17 protein-coding genes are annotated in these 20,273 nt (G+C 62.7%); 14 read left to right on the forward strand and 3 right to left on the reverse strand.

The window, feature by feature from the left end; translation table 11 throughout:
- Positions 1-16: 16 nt before the first annotated feature.
- From QZ648_RS18150 to QZ648_RS18205, 12 genes are all read left to right on the forward strand, one after another.
- Positions 17-2,308 (forward strand): VWA domain-containing protein, encoded by a 2,292-nt coding sequence (locus tag QZ648_RS18150; protein ID WP_291997890.1) that lies wholly within the window; start codon positions 17-19, stop codon positions 2,306-2,308.
- 398 nt (positions 2,309-2,706) lie between these two features.
- A complete protein-coding gene (locus tag QZ648_RS18155; RefSeq protein ID WP_248595234.1) occupies positions 2,707-3,750 on the forward strand; it encodes a PEP-CTERM sorting domain-containing protein in 1,044 nt (347 codons plus the stop codon).
- 87 nt (positions 3,751-3,837) lie between these two features.
- Positions 3,838-5,166: a tetratricopeptide repeat protein gene (locus QZ648_RS18160; protein WP_291997891.1), complete on the forward strand. Its 1,329-nt coding sequence runs from the start codon at positions 3,838-3,840 to the stop codon at positions 5,164-5,166.
- A gap of 483 nt (positions 5,167-5,649) precedes the next feature.
- Positions 5,650-5,877 (forward strand): hypothetical protein, encoded by a 228-nt coding sequence (locus tag QZ648_RS18165; protein WP_169065476.1) that lies wholly within the window; start codon positions 5,650-5,652, stop codon positions 5,875-5,877.
- 149 nt (positions 5,878-6,026) lie between these two features.
- Positions 6,027-7,427: an aspartate ammonia-lyase gene (locus QZ648_RS18170; protein ID WP_169065475.1), complete on the forward strand. Its 1,401-nt coding sequence runs from the start codon at positions 6,027-6,029 to the stop codon at positions 7,425-7,427.
- An 11-nt stretch (positions 7,428-7,438) separates the two neighbouring features.
- Positions 7,439-7,708: a hypothetical protein gene (locus QZ648_RS18175; protein ID WP_169065474.1), complete on the forward strand. Its 270-nt coding sequence runs from the start codon at positions 7,439-7,441 to the stop codon at positions 7,706-7,708.
- 305 nt (positions 7,709-8,013) lie between these two features.
- Entirely contained in the window at positions 8,014-9,147 is a 1,134-nt protein-coding gene (locus QZ648_RS18180; RefSeq protein ID WP_169065473.1) for an AI-2E family transporter, read from the forward strand.
- Positions 9,148-9,151: 4 nt separating this feature from the next.
- Positions 9,152-10,717 (forward strand): efflux transporter outer membrane subunit, encoded by a 1,566-nt coding sequence (locus QZ648_RS18185; RefSeq protein WP_169065472.1) that lies wholly within the window; start codon positions 9,152-9,154, stop codon positions 10,715-10,717.
- Entirely contained in the window at positions 10,714-11,847 is a 1,134-nt protein-coding gene (locus QZ648_RS18190; protein WP_169065471.1) for an HlyD family secretion protein, read from the forward strand. Before QZ648_RS18185 ends, QZ648_RS18190 begins: the two co-directional genes overlap by 4 nt.
- 7 nt (positions 11,848-11,854) lie before the next feature.
- Positions 11,855-12,886, forward strand: coding sequence for a DUF2955 domain-containing protein (locus tag QZ648_RS18195; protein ID WP_211203635.1), 1,032 nt, complete (start codon positions 11,855-11,857; stop codon positions 12,884-12,886).
- A gap of 14 nt (positions 12,887-12,900) precedes the next feature.
- Entirely contained in the window at positions 12,901-13,350 is a 450-nt protein-coding gene (locus QZ648_RS18200; protein ID WP_211203634.1) for a two pore domain potassium channel family protein, read from the forward strand.
- A 463-nt stretch (positions 13,351-13,813) separates the two neighbouring features.
- Entirely contained in the window at positions 13,814-14,707 is an 894-nt protein-coding gene (locus QZ648_RS18205) for an anaerobic C4-dicarboxylate transporter family protein (protein ID WP_291998013.1), read from the forward strand.
- A 130-nt stretch (positions 14,708-14,837) separates the two neighbouring features.
- Here QZ648_RS18205 and QZ648_RS18210 read toward each other — a convergent pair whose 3' ends face one another.
- From QZ648_RS18210 to QZ648_RS18220, 3 genes are read right to left on the reverse strand one after another with little or no spacing between them, the layout of a single operon-like run.
- Entirely contained in the window at positions 14,838-15,665 is an 828-nt protein-coding gene (locus QZ648_RS18210; protein ID WP_169065469.1) for a YqcI/YcgG family protein, read from the reverse strand.
- 19 nt (positions 15,666-15,684) lie between these two features.
- Positions 15,685-17,808, reverse strand: coding sequence for an amino acid adenylation domain-containing protein (locus QZ648_RS18215; RefSeq protein ID WP_169065468.1), 2,124 nt, complete (start codon positions 17,806-17,808; stop codon positions 15,685-15,687).
- Positions 17,809-17,820: 12 nt separating this feature from the next.
- Positions 17,821-18,996 (reverse strand): cupin domain-containing protein, encoded by a 1,176-nt coding sequence (locus QZ648_RS18220; RefSeq protein ID WP_169065467.1) that lies wholly within the window; start codon positions 18,994-18,996, stop codon positions 17,821-17,823.
- A gap of 27 nt (positions 18,997-19,023) precedes the next feature.
- Here QZ648_RS18220 and QZ648_RS18225 point away from each other — a divergent pair, with 27 nt between their 5' ends.
- Both QZ648_RS18225 and QZ648_RS18230 read left to right on the forward strand, forming a co-directional pair.
- Positions 19,024-19,761 (forward strand): hypothetical protein, encoded by a 738-nt coding sequence (locus tag QZ648_RS18225; protein WP_169065466.1) that lies wholly within the window; start codon positions 19,024-19,026, stop codon positions 19,759-19,761.
- Positions 19,762-19,904: 143 nt separating this feature from the next.
- Complete coding sequence (locus QZ648_RS18230; protein WP_169065465.1) at positions 19,905-20,273, forward strand: DUF3302 domain-containing protein; 369 nt, start codon at positions 19,905-19,907, stop codon at positions 20,271-20,273.

The raw sequence follows: 20,273 nt of genomic DNA on the forward strand, positions 1-20,273 counted from the left end.
AGTAGAGGTTCAGGCAATGACCCCTCCCGACGATACCGCCGCCCCTTCCTGGGACGAGCGCCTGCGCGGCTACCGCGAGCAGCTCGCCTGCGGCTTCCCGCAGGTCGGCGAAGTCTTCGAAGACTGCATGCGCGAAGCGCTGGCCGTCCTCTCGGCCGAAGGCGTCGCCGGCTATCTCGATACGGCGCGCTTCCTCGGCGGCATGGGCCGCGGCGTCGAGCCGCTACTGGCATTCCTCGAGGAGTGGCCGCCGATTGCCAAGCTGGTCGGCGAAGCGGCCTTGCCGGCGGTTACCGCCAGCATGCATGCGCTCTGGAAATCACCGAATGCCAAGGCAATAACCCCCTTCCTGCAGAGCCTGGCCGCCGTCGCCCGGCGGCTGCCGTCGCGCCAGCAGCTGCAGCGCTACCTGGACCTGACGCAGGAGTTCACCGCGCGCACCACAGGTTCGATCCACGGCATTCATCAAACTTTCGCCAGCCCCGGCCTGCCCGATTTCCTTGCGCAGGCCCCGACCCTGCTCAATCAGTTGTCGATCTCCGGGCTGCGCAACTGGGTCGATTACGGCATCCGCAACTACCCGAATCATCCCGAGCGGCAACGCGACTACTTCAGCCTCAAGTCGGCGGACAGCCGCGCCGTGCTGCAGCGCGAGCGCCGCGGCACGCTGCTGGTCGACAAGGAGCGCCTGCTCGACCTCTACCTGCGCGGGCTGTGGGGCGACAGCACGCAACTGGTGCCGTATCCGGCCGATCCCGACGAACCGCAGCAGCGACCGCTGCCGTATTACGACGCTTCGGGCATCCGCCTGCCGGACGTCCTTGACGATGCGCACGGCGTTTCCGGCATCGACCGCTACCGCGCAACCCTGGCCCACATTGCCGGCCATCGCCGCTGGAGCACGCCGATGTTCGCCGACAACTGCAGCCCGATGCAGCGCCTGGCGATCGAGGTTTTCGAAGACAGCCGCATCGAGACGCTGGTCATGCGCGCCTACCCCGGCATGCGCCGCATCTTCCTGGCCCTGCACCCGACGCCGCGCGCCGGCGCCTGCGACCCCGAAACCACCTCCTGCCTGCGGCATCGCCTGAGCATGCTCTCGCGCGCGCTGCTCGATGCCGAACATGGCTACCAGGACGCCGAACTGCTGAAGTTCGTGCGTCACTTCCACGAGACGATGGCCCAGGGCGAATCCGGCAGCGAAGCAATCGCCGAGCTGGCTCTGGCCTACATCGCCCGCACCCGCCGCCAGAGCGACCAGCTGGCCAATATCCATTTCGCCGACAGCGAGGTCGGCTATCGCGACGACAACCGCCACCTGTGGCGCTTCCACGAACTCAGCGACGACGAGGAAATGTTCGACGAACAGCGTCCGACGACAGCCGCCGCCGATGTCGATCGCCTGCCGCCGCGCCACTATCCCGAGTGGGACTACCAGAGCCAGAGCTACCGGCCGGACTGGGTCAGCCTCTACGAATCGCTGCACCCCGCCGGCGAGGCCAGCAAGATCGATCGCCTGCTTGAAAAACACGCCGTCCTGGCTCGGCGCCTGAAGCGTCTGCTGGACATCCTCAAGCCGCAGGACAAGGTCCGCATCCGCTACCAGGAAGAGGGCAGCGAACTCGACCTCGATGTCGCCCTGCGTTCGCTGATCGACTTCAAGGGCGGCGCCAGCCCCGACCCGCGTATCAACATGAGCCACCGCACAGACGGTCGCAACCTGGCGGTAATGGTTCTGCTCGACCTCTCGCAGTCGCTGGCCGACAAGGTCAAGGTCGGCGCCAGCGGCGGCGAGCAGAGCATTCTCGAATTGAGTCAGGAGGCGGTGTCCTTGCTCGCCTGGTCGATCGAGCAACTCGGCGACCCTTTTGCCATCGCCGGTTTTCACTCCGACAGCCGCCACGACGTCCGCTACCTGCACCTGAAAGGCTACAGCGAGCGCTGGGGCGATGTCGTCAAGGCCCGCCTGGCAGCGATGCAGGCCGGTTATTCGACGCGCATGGGCGCCGCCATGCGCCACGCTGCACACTACCTGGCGGCGCAGAAAGCCGACAAGAAACTGCTGCTGCTGCTCACCGACGGCCAGCCCGCCGACGTCGACGTCCATGACGAGCGCCTGTTGATCGAGGATGCCCGCAAGTCGGTCGAGGAACTCGACCAGCAAGGCATTTTCAGCTACTGCATCAACCTCGACCGCAAGGCCGACGACTACGTCGGGGACATCTTTGGCCGCCGGTATACGGTGATCGACAACATCGAGCGTCTGCCGGAGCGTCTGCCGGAGCTGTTCATGGCGCTGACGCGGTAAGCAGGGAAGAGCCGCGGCGACGCGCTTGCGCGCTGGTGGAGGCGCGAAAGATCGCAACCAGCCACAAATCATTGATTGTAGTGGCGTTTCTGACGCTACCAAGGTTCGATTCGCCGGGCGGCTGCCCGTCCTTGACCGCGCCCTCAACGCTCACGAAACGACAAGGACCCAAATCAAAGCTGAGCACGGTTGCTCTGGTTGAGGCCCTTGAATTCCCTGTCCTTGATCGCGAGTGTGTCGACCTTTTTTACACTCCCCCCGCGTAAAGACCTCCCTTAAGTTCTTAAGTTATTGTTTTGTTGTGTAGTAATAAATGTGGCACAGATCATGCTTTGTATCTGGCGTAGCTCCCCAATCAAAGTCGATCGCCGTTCTACCTTTCTTCCCTGGAGACCAAAATGAAAAACATGTTCAAGACAAGCGCCATTGCTGCCGCGCTGCTTCTCGCCGCCGGTGCGGCCCAGGCCGGTACCGTCATTTACAACACCGGCTCTGCCGCTACCGCCGCCGTCGCGCTGGGGGTCAATGATGATGGTTCGCTGAACACTACGCCCAACATCGTTGTGAATTCTAGTGTGACTGGTTTGGCCTATCAGTTTGGCAGCGCTACCGCGTCGGACTGGCGTGACGCCACCTCGCCCGGCTGTTTTTGCGAAGGCTGGGGGGTATCGGTGAATGGCACGGATAGCGGCTATGCCAACGTTACCACTGATTCTGGGCCCAACAACCTGACCTTCGGCGCTGCAACCGCTGTTACAGGCAGCACGGTCACCACCACCACCAGCCTCACCAGCCTGCCCGGACTTGTCGTCAAGCAAGCCTATCAACCTTCAACCAATGCGCCGGGCGCATTGTTCCGCGATCACGTCACGATCACCAACACGACCGGTGCTGCGGTCTCCGACGTCAAGTACGTACGCGTCATGGACTGGGACGTCCCGCCGACCGAGTTCAGTGAATTTGTGACCATCAAGGGAACCGCCACTACCACGCTGCTCGAGGAATCAGGCGCCAACGGGTTCAACACCGCCAATCCGCTCGCGCCCTATTCCGACAGCGGTTACGGCTGCCATGACTCGGACTGTGAAGCATTCGGGCCATCGGACCATGGCGCCTACTTCCGTTTCAACTTCGGCTCCATCGCCGATGGCGAAACGTACGAATTTGATATTTTCTACGGTGCCGCGGGCGGAAAAGCCGCAGCCATCGCTGCCATCGCCGCTGAAAGCATTGAGCTGTATTCGCTTGGGCAGAGCAATAGCGGAGGCAGTGCCGATGATGATGCACCCACATTCATCTTCGGTTTCGCGGGCGTAGGCGGTAAACCTATTGAGTGCGGCCTGCCGGGACAACCTCCCTGCGACGTTCCTGAACCAGCCACTTTTGCGCTGTTGGGTCTGGGCCTTGCCGGTCTGGGATTTTCCCGCCGCCGGAAAGCCTGATCGATAGCACTCTCGACAATGTAGCAGTGCGGGCGAGGCAGGTAAGCGCTCGTTGAAGGAAAACCCACCGTGGCGTAAGATGCTGCGGTGGGTTTTTCTTTTTACGGGCTTTCAATCATGATATTCATTCGGCCGCTGATTCTCCTGCTCGTCTCGTCGCTTTTTTCCTGTCTGGCGAATGCCACTCCGCAGGCACTTGGCTCTGCCCCGCGCCTGACCCTCCCTGCGGACCAGACCGCCTCGCCGGCAGACCAGGACTATGCGGAAGGCATCAAAAAGCTGGCGGCAAACGACACCGAGGGTGCGGAACTCGCCTTCAATCGTGCTCTCAAGAAGCAGCCTGACCATGCCAACTCGCTTCTCGGCCTGGCGGAAATTGCCCACCAGAGACAGCATCCGGAGTTGGCCGCCAAGCTGATCAAACAGGCCGTCAAAGCCGCACCGGACAACGCTAATGCGCAGGCCTCGCTGGGCCGCCTGCTGGCTGTGCAGAAGAAGTATCCAGAGGCCGAGAAAGCGTTGAAAAAAGCGGCTGAACTGGATCCGAAACTGATCAGGCCGCGCATGGATCTGGCCGATCTCTATGCCACAGTGCTTGGCAAGCCGAGTGCGGCCTTATCCCTGTACGGACAGGTGCTGGACATTGACCCAAATCACGCCGGCGCAAATTACGCCTATGGGGTAACTCTGATGCGTGTGGGCGACTTGACCAAGGCGCGGGCTGCTTTGGAAACATCCGCCCGTCTGGCGCCAGCTAATCCGCTACCACTGCTGGCGTTGGCGCGTTTGAGCCTGCAACAGAAGGAACTGGATGAAGCCCTGATCTTGCTTGAGCGCGCCCTGACAATCCAGCCGACACTGGCCGACGCTTTGGAATTGCGTGGCGACATTCAGCAAGCACGTCGCAGCCCGGACAAAGCCCTGGCAGACTATTCCGCCGCTGTTCTTGCTCAGCCCGACCTGGTTACCGCATGGCTGAAGCAGGGGATTATTCAGCAACAGTTAGGCCAGTACGAGGAGGCCAAGAAATCCTATCTGGCGGCCATCAAGCTTGATCTCAAGCTGTCAGCCGCCTACAACAACCTCGCCTGGATGGAAACAGAAAATGGAAAAAACCTCGAACAGGCTGAGGTGTGGGCCAAAAAGGCGGTGCAACTGTCGCCAGATATCGCCGACTACCATGACACCCTCGCCTGGGTTTATCGTGCGCGAGGCAATTTAAAGGACGCCGAGCTGTCCTTGCAACGAGCCACTCGTCTACAACACGTGCCTGCTTCGGTGTTCTATCACTTGGGCGTGGTATTACAGGAAATGGGCAAACCTCAGGAAGCAGCGGTGGCATTCGAAAAGGCCCTGACATTGGATAAGAATTACCCGGCTGCTCAGCAGGCATTACAACGATTGCAGGGTCGCTGAGAATTCGCCACGTGCAACCGGGCTAGGGTCGGCCCGTTTCCTGCCCGAGCGGTCCGACATCATCAGGCATGCGGGTCCGCACGGGCGGTTCGCGTCGTTGAGGTCACGAGAGTCGTCGTACGCCGAGTCAGTCAAAGTAGGCGGTGCGCGTGAGCCTGTTCAACTGTCAATGTGAAAGTCGCGCAAGCGACTCACGAAACTCCCTTCTCCCCTCGCGGGAGAAGGGCCGGGGGGACGGTCATGACTTTCATCATCCGGGGTCTCTCGAGTGTCATGATCGTTAGCAAGGACCCTCAGTGATTTCATGCAAGCTTGCCGGCGAGACACCGCTGAGCGGCTGCAAGGTCACTGCATCGCCTGCGACGCGACGGTCCGCAACGATGGTGACAGCTTTCTGCCCGGCTGACTACAGCGGCGACAGTGCCCCGCTTCAGGCAGACAGACGTCAGCCAAAAGCGATTCTTGCCTACCCGGCAGGGTACGTTGTACCTGCTTTCATCCGACGAAGCGAAAGCATGGCGAGTTAAGGAGATCATCAAGGCGGGCGGCATCATCGGCGTGTCGATCCTCATCGAATTCGTCTCGGTTGCTTCGCGCACGCTGAGAATGCCGCTCTCCGAGAGCCGCGAGGTGCTGGAAACGATCCGGAAAGTTATGCCTGTCCAGCCAGTGACTGGAATAAAGGCGGTCGTGGCGGGCAGACTCCGCTGAGTGCTGCGTTCGCGGGCCGGAATGTGGCGTAAGCTTGCAGCAGGCGTGTCCTGGCAGGTTGGCTTCGCAGGCGCACCGGATCGGTTTTCTCCAACACGGCTGTCAAGCTGCTGTGGCAGTCGCCTCTCACGCAAGCGAAAGGAAACGCAATGCCACGAATCGAAAAGGATTTCCTGGGCGAGAAGGAATTGCCCGACGACGCCTACTACGGCGTGCAGACGCTGCGCGGCCTGCACAACTTCCACATTACCGGCATCCCGATGTCGGCTGAGCCGTTCTTCGTGAAGGCGTTCGGGTACGTGAAGAAGGCGGCGGCGCTGACCAACCGCAATCTCGGCGTCATCGATGCCAGGATCGCCGACGCGATCATCGGAGCCTGTGACCGCCTGATCGCTGGCGACATGGACGACCAGTTCGTGACCGACTTCATCCAGGGCGGCGCCGGCACCTCGACCAACATGAACGCCAACGAGGTGATCGCCAACCTGGCACTCGAAAGCCTGGGCCACAAGAAGGGCGAGTACGAGTTCGTCAGCCCCAATGATCATGTCAACTGCGGGCAATCGACCAACGACGTCTATCCGACGGCGTTCCGGCTGGCGCTGATCCTGCGGCTGAGCAGCTACATGGATGCGCTGCGCCGCCTGGAGGATGCTTTCCACGCCAAGGGCAAGGAGTTCGAGGGGGTCCTGAAAATGGGTCGCACGCACCTTCAGGATGCCGTTCCGATGTCGCTCGGACAGGAATTCCACGGCTGGGGAACGACCATTGGCGAGGAGGTGCACCGCATCGCCGACGTGCGCCAGTTGCTGCACGAGGTCAACCTCGGAGCGACGGCGATCGGCACTTCGGTGACCGCCGCGCGCGGTTACCCGGAGCAGGTGACGCGCTGCCTGTCGGACCTCACCGGCGTCAAGCTGATCCTGGCCGGCGACCTGGTCGAGGCGACTTCCGACACCGGCGCCTATGTGCAGCTTTCCGGCGTGCTCAAGCGCACTTCGGCGAAGCTGACCAAGATCTGCAACGATATCCGCCTGCTCGCCTCGGGGCCGCGCTGCGGCTTCAACGAGATCAATCTGCCGCAGATGCAGCCCGGTTCGTCGATCATGCCGGGCAAGGTCAATCCGGTGATTCCGGAAGTTGTGAACCAGACCAGTTTCCTGGTCATCGGCCTCGACCTGACCGTCACGCTGGCCGCCTCGGCCGGCCAGTTGCAGCTCAACGTCATGGAGCCGGTGATCACCTTCGCACTGTTTACGTCCATTTTCACGATGGAACATGCAGTCAACAGCCTGCGCGTGAACTGCGTGCGCGGGATCACCGCCAACGCCGAGCATTCGCGCGACATGGTTCTCAACTCGCTGGGCATTGTTACCGTGCTCAAGCAGTCGCTGGGCTACAAGCAGTGCTCTGAAATAGCGCGCGAGGGCTACGAGACGGGCAAGTCGCTGCAGCAAATCGTCGTCGAGGAACGCAAGTTGCTGAGCCAGGAAAAATGGGACGAGCTGTTCTCCTTCGACAACCTGATCAGTGGCAACGTCGACAAGTGAGGAGCGTGAACATGAGCGAATCAAGAATCGGAATCTGGCGCCGCACCGTCGGGACGCTGACCGCCGTCGGACTCCTGGCGCTATCCGGTGCCGCCCTGGCTACCGACCAGTCGCAACAACGCCAGGAAGGTCGCGATACCAATCAGTCAGCCAAACAGGACGCGCGCTCGGAGAAGGTCGACTGCCGGGCCACCAACCAGCAGAGCAACGCCGCGTGCCGGCAAGACAAGCGCGAAACGAAACAGGATGGCCGCGAGGAGAAGCGGGACATCAAGTATTGATTGACAGTAGCGGTCGAATGCCGTGCTCGCCAGCTGCAGAGCACGCTTCGACCGTCTCCTCTGCTCGATAGGTTCGCTTCGTCCAAATCCTCGCCGCATTTCCGGCAGGTCGCCAGGCCGCTCCCGTTGCTCTTCGTTCTCGTCGTTCGCTTCGAATTCGCCGATGAATCAAGCTCATAGCGTCAGCTGGCATGTCATGCGTGGCGACGCTGTGGTGTGCTACATTCACGCCGCCGCCACATGGGGTGGCGTGCCGCCAGCACCGTTGCCGGCCCCATTCACCGCCGCATAGAAGGAGATCCCCGATGACCGCCCCTCGCGAACCCGACCACGAACTGGAAGACCGTCTGTCACGTCGCCTGCTCGACGTCTTTATCCGCGCCGGCCTGGTCCTGGCGTTGGTGTTGCTGTGCTACAAAATCTTCTCGCCATTCATGTCGATGATGCTGTGGGCGCTGATCCTGGCGATCACGATCTATCCGCTGCACCAGATGCTCGCCGCACGGATCGGTGGCAAGCAGGGGCTCGCGTCGACGCTCATCGTGCTGCTCGCCGTCGCGGTCATCATCACGCCGACCGTCATGCTGGCCAGCCAGTTCGGCGACTCGGTGCAAGGCGTGGTCCACGGCGTGCGCGACAACACGATCCAGGTGCCGGCGCCGTCCGACAAGGTGGCTTCCTGGCCGGTGGTGGGCGAGAAAGTGCATGAGTTCTGGTCGCAGGCGCACGCCGACCTGCCGGCACTGGTCAAGACCATGCAGCCGAAGATCGGCGAACTGGCGAGCAAGGCACTGGGCATGGTCGCCGGCCTCGGCGGTGGCCTGCTGATGTTCATCTTCTCGTTCATCGTCGCCGGCATCATGATGGCCTGGGGCGAAGCGGGCGCCAAGGCGATGCTGGAGATTTTCGAACGTATCGCCGGGCTGGCCCGCGGCAAGGAGTTCACCACGCTGTCGACGGCGACGGTGCGTGCCGTCGCCTCGGGCGTCATCGGCATCGCCTGTATTCAGGCGCTGATCATCGGCGTCGCGCTGATGATCGCCGGCGTCCCGTTCGCCGGCGTGCTGGCCGTGGTCGTCCTCGTGCTCGGCATCGCACAGTTGCCAGCACTGCTCGTCACGCTGCCGGTGATCGGCTGGATCTGGACGAGCGGCGACTACGGTACCGTTGCCGCCGCCGCCTACTCCGTTCTGCTGTTCGTCGGCGGCATGGCCGACAACGTCCTGAAACCGCTGATGCTCGGCCGCGGCGTCGATGCGCCGATGCCGGTGATCCTGATCGGCGCACTCGGTGGCATGGCCACGACCGGCATCCTCGGCATGTTCATCGGCGCGACCTTGCTGGCGCTGGGCTACCAGATCTTCATGCGCTGGGTGGCTGACAATCCGGAACGGACATCGACACGGCCTGCTGCCGATTCCTCCTCCACCACCGCCTGAGCCGATGCGGCGGTGCTTCGCCGGCGCCACCGGCCCGCGCCTGCCCGCTCTCGCTGCTGCGCTGTTGCTCGGCGGCTGCGTGGCGGTCGGGCCGGACTTCAAGCGGCCCGAAGTGCCGGCGCTGGCTGGCTGGTCGGGTGGCTCGCTGGCGACGCTGGTAGCGGAAAAGCGCGAGCGTCCGCGGCCGGAGGGCGATGAATGGTGGCGCAACTTCGACGACCCGGTGCTTGATGCGCTGGTCGCCGAGGCGCAGCGCGCCAACCCGAACGCGCGCACAGCCGGCATGCGCATCCTCGAGGCGCGCGCGCAACTGGCGATCGCCGGCAGCCTGCTCTATCCGCAACAGCAGCAGGTGACCGGCGCGGTACTGCGCACGGGAAGCGAGGCCAGCAGCGGGCCGGACAGCGCGCTGACGGCGTACAGCATCGGCTTTGGCGTCGGCTGGGAAATCGATTTCTGGGGCAAGTTCCGGCGCAGCATCGAGGCCGCCGACGCCGCTTACTTCGCCAGCATCGCCCAGTACGACGACATGCAGGTGCTGGTGGCAGCGCAGACCGCCTCTCTATACGCTGCGATCCGCACCCTTGAGTTGCGCCTGACGATCGCGCACGAGAACGCCGCACTACAGAAGCGCAGTCTGGAGATCACTGAACGGCTGTTCAAGCACGGCAACGATTCCGAACTCGACGTGCAGCAGGCGAAGTCGCAGTACCTGAGCACGCTTGCCTCCATCCCGCAACTGGAGGGCAGCCTGCGCCAGACGCAAAACGCGCTCTCCGTACTGCTCGCCCGCTCGCCGGGACCCCTGCCGGAAATGGCGGCAGGCCGGCAACGCATCCCGCAGACCGGGCTCGCGGTCGTCGCCGACATGCCCGCAGGGATGCTGCGCCGCCGCCCTGACGTGCGCGCAGCGGAGATGCAACTGGCGGCGCAGTCGGCGCTGATCGGCGTCAGCGTCGCCGACCTCTACCCGTCGATTGCCTTGCTGGGATCGCTCGGCCTTTCGGCCACGTCGCTGTCCGGTTCGCCGCGGACACTCGCCTGGGGAATAGGCCCGAGCCTGGTCTGGAACGTCTTCGACCACGGCCGCCTGAGCAACGAGGTGCTGGTCCAGGACGCTCGCTTCCAGCAACTCTATGAGCAGTACCAGGGGACGGTGCTCGCGGCGGCGCGCGAAGTCGATGACGCCGCCGCCGGCTTCGTCGCCAACCGCGACCAGCTGCCCCTGCTCGAGGAGGCGGTCAAGGCGGCGCGGCGTTCGCTCGCTATCGCCACCCTCCAGTACCGCGAGGGGATGGCCGGCTTCGAGCGCGTACTCGATTCGCAGCGCGCGCTGTTCAGCCAGCAGGAGCGGCAGGTCAACACCATGGGAAATGTTGCACAGAGCCTGGTCACGCTATACAAGGCGATGGGCGGTGGCTGGCAGCAGGGGCGCAAGCGGCCGCTGGTTGACGACGCGACGCGCGAGACGATGGCCGAGCGCAGCGCCTGGCGGGAGATGCTGGCAGTGCCTCTGCCGCCACCCGATGCCGGTCCGCCACAGATCACACCAGAGAGGGAAGCACGATGAGCCAGGAATCGTCCAGCCAGGACCCGTCGACCGTAGCCGCCAGCGAAGCGCCGCAAGCGGGGAAGGCAAGCCGTATCGGCGCGACGGTCGTGCTGGCGCTGATCGGCGGCAGCCTGCTCTGGTATTTTGCCGCCGATCGCGTCACTCCGTACTCCTCGCAGGCCCGCGTCCAGGCTTTTGTGGTGCCGGTGGCCGCCGAGGTGGCGGGCAAGGTGCTCGCGGTTCACGTCAGGAACGACGACGACGTGGGGCGCGGGCAAGCGCTCTTCGACATCGACCCGGAGCAATACCGGATCGCGCTGCAACGCAGCCGCTCGGACTTCGAATCGGTGCGCAGTTCAGTCAATGCCGCGGTGGAGACCGTGGCCGCCGCGCGCGCCTCGCTGCAGGCAGCGCAGGCCAATGAAGTCAAGGCCGAAAAGGACGCGGCGCGGCACGAGGCGCTCTACGCCGAGGATCCCGGCGCGATATCGGTGCGCCGACTGGAGGTCACACAGGCGACAGGGGTCGAGGCGCGCAGCCGGACAAAGGCTGCCGAAGCCGACGTGCGCAAGGCGCAGGAAGCCGCCGGCGAGGCCGGTGACAACAACGCACAGTTGCGCAGCGCGCGCGCGGCGATCGAAAAGGCCGCGCTCGACCTGGCGCGCACGAAAGTGGTCGCCCCCGCCGGCGGCCGTGTCGCCGATCTGCGCACCGAAGTCGGTCAGTTCGCACAGGCAGGTGCGCCGGTGATGACGCTGATTGCGATCCGCGACCTGTGGATCAGCGCGGACATGACCGAGAACAACCTCGGCAACCTCGAACCCGGCGACGAAGTGGCAATCGTTCTCGATATGCTCCCCGGCGAAGTGTTGAAAGGCCGCGTGCGCAGCGTTGGCAGCGGCGTCAGCTCCGCCCAGCAGGCGCCGCCGGGAACGCTGCCGACGATCGAAAACAGTCGCGACTGGCTGCGCCAGGCGCAGCGCTTCCCGGTGGCTGTCGAGTTCGATGCGACGGAGGCAAAGCGTCTGGGCAAGGTACGCATCGGCGGTCAGGCCGAGGTGATGGTCTACACCGGCGACAACTTCCTGATGAACACGCTCGGCGCGGCCTACATCCGCCTGATGAGCTGGCTCTCCTACCTCTACTGAGCCGATCATGATCGCTCCGGCTGACAAGGCGGTTCTGCGCTTGGCCGTCGGACTCGGTCTGGCCGTCCTGATTGCCTACGGCCTGGCCCTGTCGCTTCCGTACATCGTCTGCCTGATGGCAATGGTGGTGCTGTGCAAGCCGGGCCCGCCGATCCCGCCGGCCAAGGCCGTGGTCATCGCCCTGCTGTTTGCCGGACTGTTGGTGATGGGGGTGCTGATGGTCCCCTTGCTGGAGAACTACGCGCTGGCCGGCGTGCTTCTGACGGGGGTCATCCTTTACGCGCTGTTCTTCTTCGGTATCCGCACCGGCAACCCGCTGACAATGATTCTGGTCGTGGCCTTCACGCTGATCCCGGTCGCCGGGGTGGCCGACCAGGCGCTCGTCACCGCGATCAGCGTGGCGCTGGCCGTTGGCATCGCCGTTGGCAGCCTGGTCGGCGGTTTTTCGCATGCCTTCTTTCCCGACGCGCAAGAGCCGGCCGCGAAGGCAGCCAAGCCACCACGCCCCAGCCGTGAGACGGCAAGCTGGATCGCCCTGCGCGGCACGCTGGTAGTGCTGCCAGTGTTCGTTCTGGCCCTCACCGACCCCTCGTTCTATCTGGCGGCGATCATGAAGACGGTGTCTCTGGGCCAGCAGGCCGGTTCGACAGATACCCGTTCCGCCGGTCGGGAACTGCTGGGATCGACCCTGATGGGGGCGGGGATGGCTCTGCTCGTATGGTTCGGCCTGTCGCTGTGGCCGAACCTGTGGATGCTGATGCTGTGGATAATGGCGGCCGCCCTGTGGGCCGGCGCGCGGCTCTTCCGCGTCAAGGCGACGCCCTTCTCGCCCTCATTCTGGAGCAACGCGCTGATAACGATGCTGATCCTGCTCGGGCCGGCGATCGAGGACAGCGCCAGCGGCAAGGGTGTGCTCGCGGCGTCCGCCGTTCGTGTCTGCCTGTTCGTCGGCGTCGCGCTCTATGCCTGGGCGACCGTCTGGCTGCTCGAGCGCTGGCGCGCGTCGAGAAGCGAGGCCCTGTTCTTCCACCACAGCTGAAGGAGATGTTCGGCATGATACTGATTAACCTGGCAATCGGCTTGCTGACGATGATGATGTGCCTGGCCCTGCAGGTGATGTTCTCTCTCTGGAGCGTCCGTTACGTGGTGCGCCACTCGGACGAGCCGGGGTTCGGCAGTGCACTGCTCACGGGTACACGCAGGCTTTTGATGGCGATGGTGGTCATGATGCTGGGCAATTTTCTGCAGATCATGCTGTGGGGCGCCCTGTTCTTGTGGTTCGGAGAGTTCGCGGATTTCCATCAGGCGGTTTACCACTCGGGCGTCAATTTTACGTCGCTTGGCTATGGGGACGTGGTCATGAGCACCGACCGGAAACTCCTCGGCCCGCTCGAGGCGCTCAATGGCATCCTGATGCTCGGCCTGACCAGTGCGTCCCTGCTCGGCATCGTGCAACACCTGACCAAGGGGCATCGGCATCCGGCGAACACGGTCGCCAAATGAGAGGATCGAACGAGCCGACACCGGTTCAGTATTCAGTCCGCCTCCAGGCTTGACCGGCTGAAAGCAGCCTTGTGCTGCCTGTGTTTTGATTAGCGGCCGGCGTCGCGCGAATCCTGCCTGGCCGCGTGGTCGAAGAGGACCAGCGGTTCAGAAGAGCGGCGCGCCTGCGTTTGCTAGCACTCCTGCCTGCTCTATCGAAAGTCCAACGGAAGCGCGCACCCGGCCTCCTTTGTTCGCCATGCTCAGTAGGAAGTGACTAGGCCAATAAGGCCGCAGCAACTTTCTTGTCGGTTACGTTCATCACCTAGGTTTGACCTTGACTGGTCTTTGCCACTGGCCGAGGCACTTCCACGACGGGAACCCGTCGTCGAAGTCGACACGGGCCTAGTCGTTAACTCCCTGTCGCCGATTTGGGAGAGCCGACCATTGGCGGATCATCGTTTCTGGGCCCGTTTATACTGCGATCACCGGCAGTCCCGTGGCGGCTGCGACGGCGGCGATGATTGGTCTGTTCGCCGAAAAGGGGATGACGCAATGGGGGTTGCCGCAGATTTTGATGATTTGCGTTCCGGCCACGCTGACCGGTGTCGTGGCCGGCGCCCTGGTCTCGATGTTTCTCGGCAAGGATCTGAAGGACGATCCCGAGTACCGGGCGCGCCTGGCGGCTGGCGACATACCCGCACCGCAGGCGGCCGCCGATCGACAGCCGCACAAGCCAGCAGCCAAAATCTCCGCCTACCTGTTTCTGAGCGGTGTCGCGCTGGTCGTCTTGCTGGGCTTCTTCCCCGACTTGCGACAGCTGTGCGGCGCCAAGGGCGCCATCGGCATGCCGATCGTGATCGAAGTGGTGATGATGTCCGTCGCGGCGATCATGCTGATGCTGACCAGGGTGAATGTCGACGCAGTTCCCAAGACGGCGACGCGCCGCGCCGGCGTCGTGGCGGTCATCGGGATTTTCGGTCTGGCGTGGCTGGGTGACAGCTTCATCGCTGCCAACAAGGAGGTCATCGTGCCGGCGATCGGGCATCTGGCGGAAGTCGCGCCGTGGACCTTTGCCTTTGGCCTCTTCTTCTCATCGGTGCTGCTCTACAGTCAGGCGGCGACGACCCGGGCGCTGATGCCGCTGGGGATCGTGCTCGGGATTCCACCGCAATTCCTGATCGCGATGTTTCCGTCGGTCAATGGCGACTTCTTCATTCCGACCTATGGTTCCCTGATTGCGGCGATCAACTTCGACTTGTCAGGGACCACCAAGATCGGCAAGTACGTGCTCAATCCCTCGTTCATGATCCCGGGCCTCGTGGCCACCGCTACCGCCGTGTCCACGGGCCTGTTGCTGGCGCGGCTGATGTTCTGAGGTGTTTTGTCCGGCCTTGCTCAAAGCGGGCTTTCGGTGGCGTTTCAGCAACTCGTGGACGCAGGAGAGGCATGGCGAATGGTCAATCACGCCCAGCAGGGTGTTCTGGAGAATAGCCCCTGCCAAAGGTCTACCAATGGCCGCTTTCGCAGCCATTAACCGGCGCGGTATCACCCATGTGGACGTCAGGGTTTCCCAGGCCTCCTGCTCCCGTGTTGAGAAAGGGACACTTGCCGGTCACCCGCGAGTTGCTGTCAGGCAGTGCGTATTGCTTCCATTCGCGGTTCGCCGCATCGCCGTAGACCCCGAGGTCGGGGTGCGCCGGCATTTGGTCCCATTGCGCCAGCCGTTCGCGGGTCTTCTTCCGCGCTTCAATTCCAGCGCGCGAGTCGCCTTCGATACCGAAGAACGAGCTGCGCGGTTGCATGAGGATAATCATTCCGGGGCCAAGATTGCGACTGGAGCGCAGCCGGTAGCAAGGGGCACCGCAAAAAACGAAGATTGGCTCGCCAGCGAAGCAAAACTCCCAATCCGGGCTGTCGGGCTGCGACGAAATATGCTCTGGCCAAGGGCTTGGATCGGCTTCGGATAGCGCCTCAAGCGTGGACCAAAATCGCTCCTGGTAGTCTGTAATGCCAAGGGGCCGTTCGTCGGGGGGAAAGAATATCGTCAGGTTTCGCCTCTGGCGCGCGGCGAGCCTGGCACTGGCAAGAAAATTCTGCAAGGTTCGCGCCAGTGTTTGTCCGGGGCATGAATCGGCAATCGTGTAATAGAGTTCACCTCGGCTCTCGGCAGCGCTACCAAAGTGGCAGGGGTACGCGGGATTGCTAACGATTGCCTGAAAGATCTCGTAGGACTCCGCAAACCAGTCGGGTGGCTGAACGGCTCTGCCGATCCTGTCGCCAAGCATTAGGCGTGCGCGATAGTCAGACGCTACTGACGGTTCGGTGGCAAGCATACGCGTTCTCCTTTGATGCCTAAGTCAGGTTCGGCAATGCGCCGTAGTCGACCTTGCCGTTGGCGAGAAGAGGTAGCTGCGCTAGGTCCACGAAAGCACTGGGCATCATGTAACCCGGGAGTTTCGCGCGGCAAAACTGGTGCAGGTCGGCGGGGCCGGGAGCCGGACCAGCCCTGCCGACTACGTAGGCGACAAGGCGCTTCTGTCCGTTGCGGTCGGCGCGCACAGTGACCGCGACGCGCGCCAGGGCGGGGTGCTTGCGCAGCGTGTTCTCGATCTCTCCTGGCTCGACTCTGGCGCCACGGATCTTCACTTGCTGATCGAAGCGACCGAGAAACTCGATGACACCGTCAGCGGTGTAGCGGGCGCGGTCTCCGGATCGATAGAGACGGCCAACACTCCCCGGAACGCCGAACGGGTCGACAACGAAGCACTGCTCGGTAAGGCCGGGCTGGCGCAAATATCCGCGTGCAAGGGCGATGCCACCAATATAAAGCTCGCCGCTGACACCAGGAGGAACTGGGCGCTGCGCCCGATTGAGCACGTGGATTTGCACATTGGCCATGGGCCGCCCCAAAGGGACGGCGCGCAGGGGCTCTGAGCGCGGATCACATTCCCATCCGGTTACCGAGATGGCTGCCTCGGTCGGCCCGTAAAGGTGGAGAAGCTTGGCCTCGAGCACGGCGAAAAAGCGGCTGACCAATTCAGGCGGAAGCACCTCGGCACCACACATCACCAAGCGCAGGCTGGTACAGGCGCCAACGCCCGGTAGCGCCACGAAAGCCTGGAGGATCGATGGTACGAAGTGAGCCACGGCAACATGGTGCTGCTGTATGAGTTTGCCAAGATAAGGGATGTCCAGATGCTTGCCCGCTTGCGCCAGGACGAGTCGCCCACCAAAGCAAAGCGGCCAGAGGAACTCCTTGATCGAGACGTCGAATGTGAAGGGCGTTTTCTGCAGTACCGCCTCGCCAGCACTCAATGGCCAGTGCTCTTGCAACCAGAACAGATTGTTGAGAAGCGCGCGGTGTTCGAGGAGAGTCCCTTTGGGCACTCCTGTAGACCCCGATGTATGCATCACGCAGGCAAGCCCCTCTGGCCGCCCGAGTCGCATGCAGAATGCCGGCTCGCCGGCTACGGGAAGTTCGTCAATCAGCAGCACCGGCAGCCCGAAGCTCGCCATATGGGCCTGCCATCGTGACTCGGTGACGATCAGTCGCGGAGCACTGTCTTCGACGACGCGCGCGTTGTAGTCGGCAGGAAAGCGTGGATCGATCGGCACGTAGGCGCCACCGGCGCGTAGTATCCCGAGAATTCCGACCACCATGGCCAGCGAGCGCTCAGCGCACAGCGGTACGAGCACGTCGCAATCAACGCCACGATTACGCAGCTCGCAGGCCAGCTGACGCGAACGTCGCTCGAGTTCGTGGTAGGAAAGCGCTTGCCCGTCGATCTCCAGTGCGACGGCATCGGGTGTGCGCCGCGCCTGTGCTTCGAAAAGCCAATGGAGGCACTGTTCGTAGGCGTAGGGTGCGCTGGTCGCATTCCACTGATAGACGATGCGATCGTATTCGTCCTGAGCGAGCCACTCGATATCCTTGCTGACGCAACAATTCGGAATGCTGGCAATGGCGCGCAGGAATCCGCGCTCGAGCCACTCCAGCAGCGCTGGCGCAGTGATCCGATCGTCGTAGGTAATCGCGATTTCACTTACGCGCAGTCCATCGAGAACAAGCTCGAGAGCAAGGCCAGATGCTGCGGGCACGGCAGCCGGAATAGCCCGGCGCGAGTGGGTGATGGTCAGCCGGGCGTCGAAGGCTTCCGCTGCCGGGTCGCTGCTGCGTCGGCGAGTTTGGCGCCCGATTTCGCGACATAGCTGAACGAGATCCTGCGACGGCGAGGTGGTCAGCTGTAAGGAGTGCAGCGTTCCTGATGAGCCATCGAGGACGACGCCAAGGTTTACCAAATCGGCGTCGTGGATCTGCGCCACGACGAGCCCGAATGCGGCAATCAGCAGTTCCTCAGGGCGCAGCTTGTGCCTTGCCAGCCATACCGCGTCTAGCGCCAAGTCTGGACTGGACCGCCACTGTTCGGCATTCGCTGTTGCCAGGTCGGCAGTGTCCGAAAGGAGGGTCGCATCCACGGCATCAAGCCGCTAGTGCGTTGATCGCAGTCGATCGACGAGTTCGCGCAGCTTTGCGTCCACGATCGGCTGGTGATAGACACACTGGTCAGTGGTGACGACTGAGCCATGCAAACGATGCTTGGGCACGAAGATCATGTCGCCGGGCTCGAAATGCAAGGGCTGGCCGTAGCTGTGCCAGAAATCCATCTCGCCCGATTCGATGACCAACAGCCGGTCGGTATCGTGAACGTGCGTTGTCGATCGCTCGCTCGATGGCTCGACGTAGGTTTCCATGGCTACCGCCAAAGCCCGATCACGGATGATGCGCATGTAATCTTCGGCAAGCGCGCGATGCTCGGCGGGGTGACCCGCCCAAGCGATCTGCCGCCCGAGATCCTCGTTGGCAGCGACCCAAACCCGGCACATTCCCTGGAGGCCTCGCTTGAAGGCGTTCAAGCACTCCGCTTGCTCTGCTCCCGGCGTTTTTTCGAGCAGTTTCAGGGCTTCGCTACACAGAGCGTCGCTGCCGCCGCCTTGCTCATCGCTCGACCAGAACATATCGCTGCCAAATGCCGAAACAAAAACCTCGCGCCAACAGCGGGCGAGTTGGAGTGAGCAAAGTCGATCTGCGACGATGGCGCCCGCAGCTTCAAAGAAGCGGCTCGGTGCCCTCAATGTGCGAGCCAGATAGTTGGCAACGGCAAGCTGCGATCCCAGGTAGAACTGCCAATACGCGTGCGGAGTTGTGCTCAGCTGCGCAGCATTCGCCAAAGCCGGATAGGCTCTGCGCCAGGCGGGTACTACCCCTGCAGCAGCGGCGATCCACTCGTTCCAGTGACCATCGAGACCGGCGACCACGTAGCGCTGGCGTGCGAAGTCGCGAGCGCGCAGCGGACCGCAGATCTGAATCGCTAGCAGTTGCGCCATGCGGGTGCTGGAAGCCGATCCCTCGATCGTATGGGCGACGGCGCTCGCCGAGTTCTCGAACTCGGCGAGCGAGCGCTCGATCAGGCTCGCCGGTTCTTCGTCCGTATCGTGCAGCGCATCGTCAATCCAGGCAAAACAGTGGCGCTCCAGCGCACCGCGCACGCGCTCGCCGAGCACTCGGTTAGCAGTCGAGTAGAACGCGGCGCGGTCGGTGTGAGCTTGCTGCGAAAGCGACTCGCCAACGAAGGAAAGATCCGCCTCATAGATGTTGAAGAGCATGCGGTTGCCCATGAGTGAGCACAAGGCATGAACGTGGTCTTGATCGACAGGTCGAGAAAAATCCAGAAAAGACAAATCCTGTGCGCGAACCGGTCGGTGAAAAGGGTTATCGAAGATTACCTCGTCCCCGGTCGCACTGCGAAATTGGGGCTGCTCGGCATAAGCACGCAGCGCAGCGTCCAGCGCACTGCGGGAAAGCATGTCTTGCTCGCCAATCAAGTCTTTGCTTTGTTCATTTATCGGTTTATACATCGCAAAAACTCCTTGCCATCGGCAGTCGGGAGAACACGAGAACGGGATACCTGTCGGCAACGCTGTGAATGCCTCGGCCATTCGGCTGACAGGAACGCGTTTGATTCGATCGCGCTGGATTGGCGCACCAGTCCCGCAGTGTTTCGCGTTCTCGGTCACCACCGTGAAACCGATCATTGCATGCTTCTGAATCGTCAAATTCCCGCGGCGTGGTGTGTGCACCGGAAACCCAGCCACCGTCATTCCGAGAGTGAGCCTCAAGACAGTTGCACAATCGGCGAAAGGAATAAGCAAAATTTAGGCCTTTTTCGGCAATTAATTGATATGGAAACAGTTTTCGCTTTCTTCTTTGTCTATTTCTTGAGCGAGTGTAAATTATTTCGACACCAGATCGCCCACTCGTTGGCGATCGAGATTGTTGGACGTCGGAGCACGGGCGCTTACCTGCATTTGCCCGGCCCAGGTGCCGAAAAGGCTGCCGAAACCAGCGTTAAGGCAGCGGGCGAGAGATGACGCGCCGGTGCTTAGCGTCGACGGTAGCGGTTGCGAGGGCTTTTTCGTGGCAAGATTCGCCCAGGCTTGCCGTGCAAGCCGCGTCTGCGACTGAGGAATGATGCCGCTGCGGATACGAACACAGCTCTTGGGAGGGATCAGGAATGCTTGGCTTCGAACTCGATTTCTGGGATTACGCGACTTTCGCCACTGCCCTTGCCGCCGGTGTAGCGGTGCTGATGATTTTTGTCTGGCTTGCCGGGTTGCCCGGCCGGATTGCTCTGGCGCGCAATCACCCCGAGGCGGAAGCGGTGAAGCTGATGGGCTGGGCGGGCCTCCTGCCGACGATCTACCCGTGGGTACAAGCCTTCATCTGGGCGTTCAAACCGACCGAGATCATCGACATCCGACGCTTCCCGCGCGAAGAGGCACGCGCCATCGACGAGGATATCGCCCGCCTTAGCGGCACGCCGGCCGCCGCGCCGGCCAGGGCAAGGACCGAGCCCCCACCCGCCAGCGGCGCGCCGAGCTGA

This window comes from Candidatus Accumulibacter sp. ACC012, from assembly GCF_907163155.1.
GTDB classification, from domain to species: domain Bacteria; phylum Pseudomonadota; class Gammaproteobacteria; order Burkholderiales; family Rhodocyclaceae; genus Accumulibacter; species Accumulibacter delftensis.

Coding starts and splice junctions, on each gene's coding strand:
- QZ648_RS18190 (WP_169065471.1), top strand. CDS start 10,714: ATGAGCCAGGAATCGTCCAGCCAGGACCCGTCGACCGTAGCCGCCAGC.
- QZ648_RS18150 (WP_291997890.1), top strand. CDS start 17: ATGACCCCTCCCGACGATACCGCCGCCCCTTCCTGGGACGAGCGCCTG.
- QZ648_RS18155 (WP_248595234.1), top strand. CDS start 2,707: ATGAAAAACATGTTCAAGACAAGCGCCATTGCTGCCGCGCTGCTTCTC.
- QZ648_RS18185 (WP_169065472.1), top strand. CDS start 9,152: ATGCGGCGGTGCTTCGCCGGCGCCACCGGCCCGCGCCTGCCCGCTCTC.
- QZ648_RS18230 (WP_169065465.1), top strand. CDS start 19,905: ATGCTTGGCTTCGAACTCGATTTCTGGGATTACGCGACTTTCGCCACT.
- QZ648_RS18220 (WP_169065467.1), bottom strand. CDS start 18,996: ATGCTCTTCAACATCTATGAGGCGGATCTTTCCTTCGTTGGCGAGTCG.
- QZ648_RS18225 (WP_169065466.1), top strand. CDS start 19,024: ATGAACGTGGTCTTGATCGACAGGTCGAGAAAAATCCAGAAAAGACAA.
- QZ648_RS18200 (WP_211203634.1), top strand. CDS start 12,901: ATGATACTGATTAACCTGGCAATCGGCTTGCTGACGATGATGATGTGC.
- QZ648_RS18170 (WP_169065475.1), top strand. CDS start 6,027: ATGCCACGAATCGAAAAGGATTTCCTGGGCGAGAAGGAATTGCCCGAC.
- QZ648_RS18195 (WP_211203635.1), top strand. CDS start 11,855: ATGATCGCTCCGGCTGACAAGGCGGTTCTGCGCTTGGCCGTCGGACTC.
- QZ648_RS18180 (WP_169065473.1), top strand. CDS start 8,014: ATGACCGCCCCTCGCGAACCCGACCACGAACTGGAAGACCGTCTGTCA.
- QZ648_RS18175 (WP_169065474.1), top strand. CDS start 7,439: ATGAGCGAATCAAGAATCGGAATCTGGCGCCGCACCGTCGGGACGCTG.
- QZ648_RS18210 (WP_169065469.1), bottom strand. CDS start 15,665: ATGCTTGCCACCGAACCGTCAGTAGCGTCTGACTATCGCGCACGCCTA.